The 12,734-nt window shown below is 68.1% G+C and carries 7 protein-coding genes and 1 pseudogene; 2 read left to right on the top strand and 6 right to left on the bottom strand.

The genetic code is table 11. The annotated features are described in order from the left end of the window. Positions 1–109 precede the first annotated feature (109 nt). The 4 genes and pseudogenes from ACFVGY_RS18895 to ACFVGY_RS18880 all read right to left on the bottom strand — a co-directional run bounded on the left by ACFVGY_RS18895 (position 110) and on the right by ACFVGY_RS18880 (position 5,888). Positions 110–1,501: a vanadium-dependent haloperoxidase gene (locus ACFVGY_RS18895; RefSeq protein WP_385678411.1), complete on the bottom strand. Its 1,392-nt coding sequence runs from the start codon at positions 1,499–1,501 to the stop codon at positions 110–112. 454 nt (positions 1,502–1,955) lie between these two features. After that, positions 1,956–3,452: an FAD-binding oxidoreductase gene (locus tag ACFVGY_RS18890; protein WP_385678408.1), complete on the bottom strand. Its 1,497-nt coding sequence runs from the start codon at positions 3,450–3,452 to the stop codon at positions 1,956–1,958. A gap of 688 nt (positions 3,453–4,140) precedes the next feature. Beyond that, positions 4,141–4,362, bottom strand: a pseudogene (locus ACFVGY_RS18885) (IS5/IS1182 family transposase); the annotation flags it as partial. 1,307 nt (positions 4,363–5,669) lie between these two features. Beyond that, a complete protein-coding gene (locus ACFVGY_RS18880) occupies positions 5,670–5,888 on the bottom strand; it encodes a hypothetical protein (RefSeq protein WP_385678484.1) in 219 nt (72 codons plus the stop codon). 9 nt (positions 5,889–5,897) lie between these two features. Here ACFVGY_RS18880 and ACFVGY_RS18875 point away from each other — a divergent pair, with 9 nt between their 5' ends. After that, positions 5,898–6,131: a DUF6480 family protein gene (locus ACFVGY_RS18875; RefSeq protein WP_385678405.1), complete on the top strand. Its 234-nt coding sequence runs from the start codon at positions 5,898–5,900 to the stop codon at positions 6,129–6,131. 586 nt (positions 6,132–6,717) lie between these two features. Here ACFVGY_RS18875 and ACFVGY_RS18870 read toward each other — a convergent pair. Both ACFVGY_RS18870 and ACFVGY_RS18865 read right to left on the bottom strand, forming a co-directional pair. Beyond that, complete coding sequence (locus tag ACFVGY_RS18870; RefSeq protein WP_385678403.1) at positions 6,718–8,817, bottom strand: phosphatidylserine/phosphatidylglycerophosphate/cardiolipin synthase family protein; 2,100 nt, start codon at positions 8,815–8,817, stop codon at positions 6,718–6,720. A gap of 37 nt (positions 8,818–8,854) precedes the next feature. After that, entirely contained in the window at positions 8,855–11,983 is a 3,129-nt protein-coding gene (locus ACFVGY_RS18865; protein ID WP_385678400.1) for a hypothetical protein, read from the bottom strand. Between the two features lie 443 nt (positions 11,984–12,426). Between ACFVGY_RS18865 and ACFVGY_RS18860 the strand changes: the two genes are divergently transcribed. After that, a complete protein-coding gene (locus ACFVGY_RS18860) occupies positions 12,427–12,639 on the top strand; it encodes a hypothetical protein (RefSeq protein ID WP_385678398.1) in 213 nt (70 codons plus the stop codon). Positions 12,640–12,734 lie beyond the last annotated feature (95 nt).

Here is a 12,734-nt window from a genome sequence, read left to right as displayed (position 1 = left end):
CCGCCCCCCCGCCCCCCCCCCCCGGCCCCCACCCGCCCCGCGCCCCCGGCCCCGGCCGGGGGGGGCCCCCGGCGCGCCCCGGCCGCGGGCGCCCCCCCACGGCGCCGTTTCACTTCTGATCAGGGTGGCCCGGGCGGGTCGGCTGCAGCGCGTTGGCGAAGACGTAGTCGGCGACGTTGGTGCCGATCTCCCTTCCGTCCTCGGCGTCCCAGCGGAAGTGCACGCCCAGCCAGAGTCGGCTGAACTCGCCCTCCTCGGCGACCTGGCTGAAGCTGTTCATCCGGCGGGACGGCACGAGTGTGTGCGGGTCCTCGGAGTGTGCGGTGAACGAGACGTCGTCACGGCCGAAGTAGTGCTGCATCGCGCCTGCCCACGCAGCCGTGAAGTTGGCGTGCCCGGAGGTCCAGGCGGGGAAGCACGGGGTCCACGGTCTCCCCGAGCGGTCCGCGCTGAGGGGCTCCCAGTCTGCGTTCTCGCCGCCCGTCGCCCGGATCGCGGACACCGGGCGCCACTCGTTGATCGGGCTGTCGAACTTGCTGTCCCAGGCCGCGATCCCGGCATCCGCCAACGACAGCGCCGACAGCGCGAACAAGCGGGTGGTCTCGTACGTGTCGAGCTTGAACTTCTTGGCGACGGTCCCGGTCAGCTGGAGCAGTTGCCCCGGCGGGTGGTAGGTGCCGTTCAGGTCATGGTCCCAGAACCAGCCGACGACGGTCTGGTCGTAGGTGCGCTCGGTGGAGTCGACGGCACCGACCCGTCGCACCTCGTCGAGCTGGCGAGCGTACTCCGGGCTGGCCAGCATTTCGGCGTAGGTGGTGAAGCCTCGCAGGGTGGGAGGCCGGAACTGCGAGCCGGAGCGGAGCACGAACGGCTTCACCTTGCCCCAGTTCGGGGTCACCGCGTCGCTCGGCTCCTTGCAGGCCCCTTCGTCTTCCGTCGCCTCTTCACCCGTCGGCCGCCAGGCACCAGGGGTGGTGGTGTCGCCGTCGTAGACCTCCGGGTTGTCCGAACCGTCACCCGCCCGGGCCTTGTTGATCTGCCTCACCACACGGTCGACCACCAGGCGGTCGAGGGGCTCGTAGGCGTGGGGGGAGCGGCCGGTCCGGGCCTTGTACTGGGCGTCGATGTAGGCCTGGTCGCCCGGGTACAGCTCGGAGATCATCCGGTACGCCGTGCGGTCGATCAGCCGCTCCTCTTCGTCCGGACCGGGCCGGGACGATTCGCTGGCGTACCTCATCGGGCGGTTGAGGTACGGCTGGTACTTCAGGGTTCCGTACGTGTACTGATAGGCGCTCTCGGCGTTGTAGATCGCCGCGAAGACCATCGCCCCGGACCTGGAGAGTTTGCCGGGCGAGGCGTCCCAGCCGCGCGCATTGCGGAAGGTCTGAAGCAGGACCCTGTTCCAGTACTGCGTCGGATCGCCCTTGTGGTCTGTCACGGCGGCGGCCTGCGGCGCACCGATCGCCGCCGGACTCAGCCCGGCGAGCAGGGCACCGGCCACGGCGACGGCCCGTAGCCGTCCCAGGTGTCGGCCGGCGCGGAACTTCAGGCGTGGGAGGACAGACCTCGTGGCGGATCTACGGCCGTGGTGGGGCTTGAGGAGCACGGCATTCCTTTCGGCGTCGCTGATCAACAGCGGCAGCGTAATGTCGGATATGTCGAGATAAATACCAACCACGCTGATCTGTCGCTGTTCTTATGCCTATCGGGATGCGCATGAAGAAGATCGCCTGATCGCGATCGTCGAAGCCGGGCCGTGGGGGTTCGGGCGTGAAGAGGTCATCCGCCGCACCGACCTTGTCCGCTGCTGCCCCCGGGCTGTCGATCGCCTGCGCTCCGCACCAGCAGGAACGTTTTTGCGCAAGGGTGCCCGCCTGACTGGATCAACGGTTTCGGGACGGGTGGTGGGTCGTGGCTGAGCCCCCGCCGGTCGGGAGGGGGCTCAGCCTGCTCGCTCAGCAGGACGCGGGCGGGATGCTCTGCTCGTACTTGAAGACGTTGTGGGGGTCGTACTCCGCCTTGATCTTGCGCAGTCGATCGAAGTTCGATCCCCAGTAGGCGGTCTCCCAGTCCTGCATGCCGACGTTCGGCACGTTGACGTAGGCGCCGTCCACGAAGGGGCGCAGTGCCTGGCTGAACTCGGCGATCCAAGCCTGGGCCTGCGGGGTGAGCGGGTCGCAGACGCCCGGCTGGTCGGAGCGGGTCCCCCAGCCGGCGCCGGGCTCGGAGTAGAAGAGCGCGTCGCGGTGCGGGAACGCCGTGCCGCCGCGGGGGCTCTTCCTGACCGCCCCGCCGAACGCCTGCACAAAGAAGTTGCTGTCGTCCGTGGGCGCGTCCCGGATGAACGAGGAGATCACGTCGATCGCCTTCCTCGGGAACGGCTTCCTGGTGAACTGGGAGAAGAACTTCCAGTTCGCGGGTTCGTCCGCGGTCGGGATCTGGAAGCCCGCATACACGTCGCCCCAGTTCCCTACCTGCACCGACACCTGAGGGCTGTCGATCGACAGGATCGGGGCGAGCAGCTTCTTCGCCTCCGCGGGTGTTCCTTCCGCGAGGACCGCGAACAGCAGGATCTGGTTCCGGTGGATTTCGAGCTGGGTGCCGAGGCGGTCGTCCGCGTGCGGCGCAGTGCGCTGATAGGCGTCGAAGATCCTGGGCAGGTCGCCGATTCCGTCCCAAGTGGCCTGCACGTACGTGACGCTCTTCAGTGGGGCCACTTTGTAGGTGAGTGAGGTGACGATCCCGAAGTTGCCGTTTCCGGCTCCGCGCAACGCCCAGAGCAGATCCGGGTTGTTGTGCAGATCGGCCTTGATCACCTCGGCGCACCCGGCGCCTTCCGCAACGACGACCTCGGCACCGATCAGGCTGTCGCAGGCCATGCCGAGCCAGCGGGTGAGGAAGCCGAAACCGCCGCCGAGTGTCGCTCCGGCCAGGCCCACGCTGCCTTCGGTCCCGGTCGTCACCGCGAAGTTCTGCTCCGCGAGCGTGGTCACCGCTTCCAGCTGGTTGAGTCCGGCGCCGACCGTCGCGACACGGGCGCCGCTGTCGATGCGGACCGACTTCAGCTCGCTGATGTCGATCACGATGCCGTTGTCGACGTTCGACCAGCCCTCAAGGCTGTGGCGGCCGCTCCGGACCCGTAGCGCGACGTCGTTCTGCCGTGCCCACGTAAGGGCGTTGACCACGTCCTGGGTGTTCTGGGCGAAAACGATGACCAGCGGATAGTGGGAGAAAAGCTGGTCCCAGCCGAGGCGGGCGTCCGTGTACCCGGCGTCGTCGGGGCGGACGATGCGGCCGGTCAGCTTCGCCGGCGGGCACTTCGTGTGCGCGGACGCCTCGTTCACGGCGCTCGTGCCGTGGGCCTCGGTGGCCGCGACGCCCTGCGTGACGACCGCACCGGCACTGGCGACAGCCGTCGCCTTGAGTAGTTTGCGGCGGGAAAAGTCGTTCATGGTCCGCTTCCTCTCGGTCGCCAGCGGGCGTGAATCATTCTTTTACGGGTGATTTGGACGAAGTGGACAGTAGCAAGGGCGGCTGTGGTGGACTGCATCGACACACTCGCAACCAGGGCCGAAGCGGCCAACGACACAGCCCAGGCGTGCAAACCGGTGTGCTTGGCTGGTGATACGACCGCCCTGGCCGACCAACCCCCGTGCGTTGCGCGCTGGATGCGGGTGTTTGCCAGATGGCTACGGCTGCCGCGGTCGGCCCGTTCAGCGATGGGATGGTCGCGATCGGTACGACATGTCGGCCCCCCTCTGGCAGTCGAGCACACCCCGTACGCCCGCAGGTACGCCTTCACCCGCGCGCGCAGCGACCCCGAGGCCAGCGACGGCAACCCGCACACCTCGACGTGGTCACCGGTGACGAGCAGGGCGAACCCGTTCCCCTCGGCCGCCGCCAGGTGGACGAGCGGGGTCGAAGCGGCCGCACGGGTGTCGTCGAACCGCGACGGGTCAAGGAACCCCTCGAAGCCGTCGACCTAGCCCGGCCCCCTTTGAGCGCCTCGGAAAGGATCAGGGTCCGGCCGCGTTCGAGCGCCACGGCCGCCCCGGTCGTGTCGCCGGATCTCGCCACCGCGTGCACGGCGGCCGCCGCCAGCCCCTGCGCGTCACGCAGCCGCGGCTCCTTCGCCATTCCTGTGAGCTGCGCCCGGAGCGATTCTCCGTCGCCGGATTCCTCCCGGCCGCGGGAGTCGTACCGATGGCCCAGTAGCGGCCTGCCGATCACCATGACGAGGCAGGTGTCCGCGTCGACGACGACCTGGTGGGCAGTGGAGTATCGGTGGTTCTCGGACCGGCCGGCCACGCTGTGGTCGCGGGTGGGCGCGAGCGTGCCGTCCACGATGAGCACGGCCTCCTTGAAGACCGTGGCGTCGGCCCAAACCTGTCGTGCGGTCTCACCTTATGTGGATGTCGACGGCCATCTCGTCGTCGCCGAGGTTGCCCTCGATCTCGGTGGTGACGCCGGACCATGTTCCGTCCGGCAGGTTGAGTGCCGGGTTGGTCGTCTTGCCGATGGTGTGGTTTCCAAGGGAGCGCCATCAGCCGGAGCGCCACGTACTCGGTGGTCCTGGTGATGCGCTTCGGAGTGGCCCAGCCGTGGCACATGCGCAACATGCCGTTGGGGAAGACCGGGTTGAGCCCCGAGTTGCCCCAGTTTCCAGATGCCATCAGGCAGTAGCTTCCCAGGCCGTTCGACTTGGTCGCCTCCAGTCTGCCTGTGTCGTAATAGTCGGCCCAAGGTGCCGCCAAGTGGCCCCACTTGAGACTCCAGATATCGTCGCTGCTCCTGGTCTTCCCGGCTCCGCGGCCGGCGTGCACGACCATTCGTCCGGCTCGGCGTCGTTCCACCGGCTGACGAAGAGTGGTGGCCGCACGTCACCGGCAGCCGGTCGGCGGGTCGCGTCACGTCTGAACGGGCCGGGCCGGGCGGGGCGAACGGCGGGGTGGCCGTGGCGACGAGGAGGCATCCGTATGCGGCTGCGGTGTCGTTCATCACCCAGCGTGACCGGCTGAGGTCGCCGTACAGGGTCGGCGAGGCGGTCGTTGGCGGGGGGTACAGGTCTCCCCCTGGATGGTGAAGAACTTGCTCTGCACGCGACCTTCCAGGACCTGCCGCGCGTCGGCCAGGATCACGGGAGCGCGTCTGGCAGGGGCCCTGATGCTGCGGTCCGCGGTGGAGGAGCTCCTCCTCCACTCCGACGATCAGGGGTCCGGCCGGGCGGCTGCAGGGTACGCGCGGTGATCGACATCGCACACCGGCCGCCGTCCGGCATCTGGAGAGGACGTGCAGCCCGCCCCCGCCGCCGTGTCCGCGGCGGCGGGGGCGCCGTCACATACTGCTCCGGGGCCCTTCGCCCCGGTCCTCGCCGGTCGCGGGAACGGGAGCCGAGGTCGCTGAAGCCGTCCAGCTCGTGCGAGGTCGGCTCGGCTCGCGGCCGGCCTGTTCGCCCTCGTGCGCCGCCTTCCACGGACCGGCGGGACGCACGGACGGCGCCCCGGGTCCGAGGGTCCAAGGTCGTCGCGGCCCTGGCGGCGCCGCCCCCGGACGAGCGCGGTGAGGGGGAACCGCCAAGACCGCCACGCCGACCAGCAGGGACCACAGACTCGTTGTCTAGTCCGTGCCGCGGCGTTCCTCGCCCCGGCGCGCCCCCCATGCCCGTGCCGTCACCAGACGAGATCCGCGCTGCGCGCGATGTCGACATTCCTGGTGAGCCGCGGGATCACCCACAGGTGAGCGTCGGCCCCCTCGAGGTGGTGCAGCGAACGCGGGGCCGCGTACTCGCGCAGCTGCCACAACTCGCACTCGGACTTGCCGGGGCTCCGGCTGCACGGGGCCGGTCCGGCGCCCCGACCGCCCTGCATGATCCGTACGAGCCCGGGCACACGCCCGGCATGAACACCAGCCCTTCCGCTCGGGCCCCCCACAGCACGCCGCCGGGCCCGGAGCCGCACATGCTCACACCTCCCGGGGAAACGCCGCCGGCGGAGTCCGGTACCGGTACGGGCCTCGGGCCCTACCGCCCCCTGACCCGCGGCTGGGGGTGGGGACCGCTCGTGGCGATCGTGCTACTGGCGGTGGTCGTGGCGGCCTTCTTCCTCGCCTACGCGATCGTAGTCGCCCTGTAGCACGAGACCCTGGAGCCGCTCCCGGTCGCGCGGTGGCCGAGGACGGGTCGAAGCAAAATAGCGATCAAGGTATCCATCGGCAGTCCGCGCTGGCGCCGAAGCCGGCACGAGTGATGCAGTGGGCCGCGCCGTAGGGCCTCCGCTGCCCAGCAGGAGTTCGCCGATGACGGATCACAGGCAAAGTTCAGGCCGAAACCCCAATCGGGGCAACATTCCTTGCCTGAGGCCTTGGATTCTGCATCTCCAGATGGTCGTCGACCGGGTACCTTGACTGGTCACGGCACCTTGCTGCCGCGACGGACGGTGATCAGGCGATCGGGCCGATTCGAGACCCGCCGCGACCGGATCCCGTAGTCGGGTCAGCGGGCGGCCGAACCAGTTGGGTCGAGAACCAGGATTCGGCGGCGTACCCGGATACTTTGCCCACCCGCCTGCCTGACGGCGCGCCAGGCCGTACGGGCCAGGCCGTACGGGCTGTCCGGTACGCGATCCGCTCGATCAAGGTCACGATCCCGCCGCCGCACCCGGACGGGTGCGGGGTTGCGTTCTCAGGGCTTCAGCATCATTCCACTGGCCCCTTGGGGGCTCATCGCGGCGATCTCCCTCTCACGAAGAGGTGATGGTTGTTGCGGGCGAACGTCTCGTTGAGGAACAGGCACTCGAAGCCGAGGAGCATCTGCGGTCCGGGACCGTGCGGGCTCTCGTCGAGGGGCAGGATCTTCACCCGGCAGCGGATGATCCCGGAGACCGCGATCCTCGTCTCCGCGTTGATGCGCTCAGCCGACGACTTCCCGATGTAGACCGAGTCTTGGTCGGAGTAGTCCCACACCTCGTCCTTGTCGTTCTTCAGGCTTCTCAGCTTCAAGTACACCGGTGCCACGTCGGGGTCGCGGCCCGAGGGATCGGACGGGTTGTAGTGCAGCTGGCAGTGCCAGCGGTACCAGCAGCGCCACCCGGGCGGGGCACTCGGTACGACGCGGGCCGTGAACGCCGCTCTCACCAGCGTGGGCGGCAGGCCATAGTCGAGCACGTCGCGGCCGAGTGACGGGATGATGCGCGACTGCTTTGTGAAGTCGGTGGGGAGCGCATCCCGGCTTTCCCGCAGCCCGGGAAGCAGGGCCGGGGTGCGGCGCTTGATGCTGTCGTACCCCGGGAAGAAGCGGAGCCTGCCACCGGGCTTGCCGGCCAAGGCGCGGAAGCGGTCCGCGTCGCGCACGTCATAGGCCGGGCCGACCGTGGTGCCCAGGTGTTCGGACCAGATCTTCGAGCGAAAGGCCGAGGCGAAGGACTCGTCGAGGACGATCGCCGACAGTTCGGTATCCGGCTCGTCGCGGCCGGAGCGCACGCCTTCGAGTGAGATTCCCCCGGCGTTCGCCGACCCGATGAGAGACCAGACGTCGTCGACGATGAGTACCTTGGAATGCACGTAGATCTGGCCGCTCACGTTCGCCCGTCGGTCGTCCTGGTGAAGCGCGTACATGCCGAAGGTCGCGCGGCTGTGGCTCGCCTTGATGACGCGCTCGATCTCCGTATCGATGAACAGCTCTTGGTTGGAGCCCATGCCCGCCGCGAACAGTCCTTCGTAGGGCACCATCAGGATGATCCGGTAGTCAGGGTTCGTCTTGTTCCTGTCGGCAGCCTTGGCCAGCTCGGCCCAGATGTCCTCGTCCGCGATCCACTGGTTCTCCAGGTAGATGTACTTCTTGGAGGCCCTGATGCCGATGAGGTAGGCATCCTTGCACGAGCGTTCCCAGTCGGCGGACTGGTTGCTGTTCCAGGTGGGCTTCTCCCGGTGCCAGTTGTCCTTCCGCGGCATGGACCGGACGATCTGGACCGTGGGGGTGGTCGCCTCTTCCGCGCCCGTCGGATAGGTGTATTTCGCGGCCGGTTTCGAGACGAATCGTGGCAGGGCCGGCGGTCTGCGGTCGGGTGTCGCCTCCACCACGATGTCCGGACGTGGATGCTCCGCCATCCGGTGCAGCCACTCCTCGTAGCTGGTGAGGCGCTTCTCGCGGATCGTGTGGAGGCGGCCGTGACTCCAACGCTGGACGAAGTTGTCGCGCACGAACTCGACGGCGGGCCCCTGGAGTTTCATGTGCACGTCGTGCCAGAACCTCTGGGTGCGGTCGACGTGCCTGTGCCGGGCCCGGTGAGCCGGGGTGTCCCATCGGTCGCCGTCGACGAAGGTGAGGTCGATACCGCCCAGGAAGGCGACCCGGTCGTCGATCACCACGGTCTTCTGGTGGTGCGTGCCGAAGATGTCGGAGTTGGAGTGGATGTCTGTGCGACAGTGGACCGTTGCCAGGCCTTTGAGCCCGTTGAACAGCCTCAGCGTCTCCGGCAGGTAGCCGTGCAGTTCACCGGCCTTCATGATCGCCGATCGGACGGGGCGCCCGCCCATGAACACCTCGGTCTCGTCCCGCCAGAACTGGTTGACCAGCAGGAACACCTCGACTCCGCGCTCGCCGGTCTCCCTGAGGACCTGCCCCAGCGTGGCCGACGCGTCGGCGGGCCCTCCGGTGCGGAGCAGGCCGAACTCCCTCATGAAGTGCAGCCCGGTGAGGAACACGAAACGCTTCGCGGACCGGATGTCGGCGTAGAGGTCCGCGCAGTAGTCCTTGCCGTCGGTGTACAGCCGCGTGGAGTTGCCCGTTGTCACGGGCAGGTACTTCGTGAAGTAGGTCATGGCGCGGCGGCGCGGCGCTTCGCGCCGTGGGCGATTCTCACGCTTCGCTCCACTGCCCTGTCGTGTCCTGCTTCCAGGCGGGCAGCTTGTCGTCCCCGCGCAGCTTCACCAGCGTGGTCGGGACGCGGACGAGCCACGGATCTCCTTGGGGGAACTCCTCGCCGGGGCGGTCGAGGCGTTCGGCGATCTCGTCGGCGATCGGCAGGTAGAGCGGGTTGGAGATGGGTGGCAGCGCTCCGCCGTTCCAGACCTCGCCGTACGTCATGAAGTGATCGATCGCGCCTTCGAAACCCGGCCGGGCCGGAACGGCCACACGGCAGTAACCGGCCTTCAGGAACTGGTTCATGACCGGATCGGCGTCCTCGTACGCCACCCGTTCGTCCCACTCGCTCTTGCGCCCCCAGAAGTACGGGTAGGTCAACCAGGTCATCTGCTCCCACTCGAATGCCTGCTCGAAGAAGCGGACGTACGGGCCTTCCGCCTCGTTCTCCGAGAGGTCGATCTCGGGCACGGAGAACGAGCCGGTCTGGATGGCGTCGAAGAGGTCGAAGTGCTGGTCGGTCAGGATCGTGATGCAGTGCTTCTTGAGCTCGTCGTTCATCAGCTCGAGGTTGAGGGCCGGATTCTTGCCGCGGATGGCGACCCCTGCCTGAACCTCCAGCGCGGCGAGCTTCTCCTCGTACTCCGACAGCCTCGCCTTGTGGGCCGTGGTCAGTTTGGCGTGCGTGTCGAGCCTCCACTTCAGGAGTGCTCGATCGGTGCGCCTGCACTTGATTTCGACGGCGACGGAGACGTCGCCGACCAGGTCGGTGACCAATGCCAGGGGAACGGAGCCGGACTCGTCGTTCAGAGTCGTGCCCCACACCCAGTCACCACTCTTGAACCGGTGGCTTCTTTGACCCAGGACCACGTCGACGACCGAGTCGCCCTCCCAGACGGTGCGGACGCAGCCGAAGGTCCCGTAGACCGCTTGGTAGCCGTCGTCGATCGCGATCCGGGTCGAGTGCGTGAACTCGACGTTCTTGTCATCGGTGCCGGCGTTGTAGTCGTGCGACGCCGTTCTGTAGGGCTCGGGCGGCGGCTGCACGTCGGTGGCGCCGTACTCGTGGACCCAGGTGAAGTAGTTGTTCTCCGTGATCTGGTCGGGTCGCAGGGTGAACGCCGTCGGTTTCCTGAGGTCGACGGCGCTGGCGTGCGCGCCCGTGAGAGCCGAGATCAGGAAGGCCGCCGGCTCCGGCACCATGAAGTCGTACATCACGCGGATGCCGTAGTTGAACATCTGCGCCTGGTAGACCTTGTTCACCCACTGGTAGACGCCCGAGACGTGTGCCCCGCCGACCGTGTTGTCCAGGGCGTGCGCATTCTTCTCGATCACCTCGTTCGTCACGCGCAGCGACGAGCGCTCCAGCACGCGCTCGGTGATCTTCGTGGCGCTCCGGTCGGTCACGTCCTGCGAGAAGGTGGCTGCGGATTTCGTCGCTTCCTCCCTGCTCCGGGACACCGCTCCCTCGACGCTGGCCGAAAACTCGACGGTGGGACCGTATTTGCCCGAAACGGTCAGGCCCGCCTTCAGCGAGGCGTCCTCCCGGATTGTCTGGCTCGTCTCCCGGCTCATCTCGAAGCGTGTCGTCGACTCGAGTTCACGCTCCTCGCTCGTCGTGATCTCCGTCTCGCGAAGGGTGAACTCCTCCGTCTCGCGGCGGCGCGCGTGCTCCCGCTCCTTCTTCTCCCCCTTCAGCACGTTCTCGATGTGCGCCACGTCAGCGCCCTCGTAGCGGACGAGCTGCTGCTTTACGACGAGTAGGTCGGCAACGCCCGCTGCCGCCACCCTTCCGTGCGAGCGCGGGACACGGAGGCTGGTGGGAAGCGGCCCCACGGGCAGCGTCAGGTCGCCGGCGACCACCATGTTGTTCCAGACCGACGCGAGCGGGGTCGAGGTCATCACCATCGCGTTGCCGATGCGCTTGAGGCCGCGCCGTACCGGCCGGCCGAGCAGGGAGTCGAGTACCCTGCCCAGCTCGAGCATCTCGGTGCGCAGCGCTTCCACGACCAGATCCAGTGGCTGGTCGGTGGGACTCAGACCGCGTTCCTTCAGCAGTTCCCGGGTGCTGTCGGTGAGCCCTGCCACCGCCGTGGCCTTCAACCGGAAACCGACTTCCGCCAGCTGGATCGGAGTGAACGGCGCGCTTCCCCGGATCAGCCCCGCTTTCGGGGACAATGCCGCTGCCGGCCGGGCGGGCGGGAACCCTGCACGCGTGAACTCGGCGGCGTGGTCTTCGCCCTCGCCCTCGCCCTCGCCTCCCCGCTCCGCCGCCGCGACATTCGCGTTGCGGAAGAGCTCCCACTGCGAGCGCTGCTGGCGCTGCGTGATGTGCTGGATCAGCAGCTGCACCGGGCGTACGTTCGCCGGCGTCAGGAAGCCCGGCTGCGCCTGTTGAGGGGTGCTCGTGAAGTGGTCACCGGCCAGGCCGGTCAGCTCGTCCACGGTTCGCCCCAGGCGCTTGTAGAGCCCCAGCTTGACCGCTGCTTCCTTCCGCCTCCTGTGCTCTTCCTCCTTGCGCTGATTGTTGCGCCCCTCGATCTGCTTCGAGGTCGACAAAGTCGAGCGCAGGCCGGATTCACTCGGCAGCATCAGCGAGCGACGGCGGTAGCGCCGCAGGGTCGCGCCGTCGCCGGGAAAGTCCGCTGCCACCACGACGTGGAAAATCAGCTCCAAGTCCCGGAGCTGGTTGGCCAGGGCCTCGATGGGGCGACGGTGTTCCTCCGGCAGCAGCTTGATCGCGATGATGCTGTCCCGCAGCGCCTCCATGGGACCTCTGAGGATCTTGTCTTTCACGAGGTCGGCGAGCTTCTTGCCGAAAGCGGCCTCGATCACCTTCACGATCTCGGCATTGGGGACTTTCTCCTTGCGCTCAAGGCCGGCGAGCTCGACGGCGAGGATCTTCAGCGCGTCGTGGACGGCCAGGCTCCTGGGGTCTCCCACGAATCCCGCAGTGCCGATGAACTGCCGCGAGAGGCCTTTGAGGGCCTCCCTGGGTTCCGCGGTGTTGAGGGCCTGGCCCAGGGCCGTCTGGAACGCGGTTTTCTGCGCCAGCCGGAGACTCGGCGCGTTGTCGTCCTGGGCAACCGGGGGACGTGTCAGCGCGAACCGGAACAAGCGTTCCATAATCTCCTCCATTCGCCGGAGCGCCGCGAAAGAGTCAGCGTGGTGTTCCTGTGGGCCCGCCTGGACGACCGAGGTCTACTCCGTTCCCTCCTCACGGTCAAGGAACCGGAGTCCCGGGGCGCGCCGCCGTCCGCGAAGCCTTCGACCGACGCTCACGTGCCGGCTCCGGCGGGGCGGTTGGTGCGGACGAGGTGGTCGCGGGCGGCCAGGGTGGCCAGAGGTGGGGGAGTTGTGGGTGCGCACTTGCCCAAGGTCTTCGACGCTGCGCGTGGGGGCGGGCGGATCACGGCTGGGTAACGGCGCATGAGGTTGATGCGGTCAGCTCATGCTGCCGCCAGCAGCGGCTCGGCACGATCCCAGACGTCGTCGAACCAGGCGCGCCACATGCGCATATCCGCTGCCCTGCCCGCCGCCCTTGTCCTGACGGCCGCGACGCGGGAGGGGTGACTCCGGCTGCCGCCGAGACCACCCTCAGCACGGTCAACCTGGAGGCCGGTGCCAACCTCCACCACAACACCGCGATGGTGAACTACGAGCGCATCGACGGCGCGGTGAACTCCGTCAAGGTCACCTACGTGCTGGTCACCTCCGGCGAGCGTGACTGCGCTTGGGTTCAGTGGAACGACCCGCATCGGCATGGTCGGCTGCCGGGATGACCGGTGCCCCCGGGAGTCGGCGGACGCTGCCTTCGCCACGTCGATGGCGGAGCCTGAACGGATACGGCCTCCTGCTCACCGGTGGCAGACAGGCC

This window comes from Streptomyces sp. NPDC127106 (assembly GCF_042677605.1).
Taxonomy (GTDB): domain Bacteria; phylum Actinomycetota; class Actinomycetes; order Streptomycetales; family Streptomycetaceae; genus Streptomyces.
This window is presented reverse-complemented; position numbering and strand designations above follow the sequence as displayed.

What these genes read in the sequence shown, in the direction of transcription:
- ACFVGY_RS18870 (WP_385678403.1), bottom strand. Translation starts at nt 8,817, where the DNA reads ATGACCTACTTCACGAAGTACCTGCCCGTGACAACGGGCAACTCCACG.
- ACFVGY_RS18875 (WP_385678405.1), top strand. Translation starts at nt 5,898, where the DNA reads ATGAACACCAGCCCTTCCGCTCGGGCCCCCCACAGCACGCCGCCGGGC.
- ACFVGY_RS18865 (WP_385678400.1), bottom strand. Translation starts at nt 11,983, where the DNA reads ATGGAACGCTTGTTCCGGTTCGCGCTGACACGTCCCCCGGTTGCCCAG.
- ACFVGY_RS18890 (WP_385678408.1), bottom strand. Translation starts at nt 3,452, where the DNA reads ATGAACGACTTTTCCCGCCGCAAACTACTCAAGGCGACGGCTGTCGCC.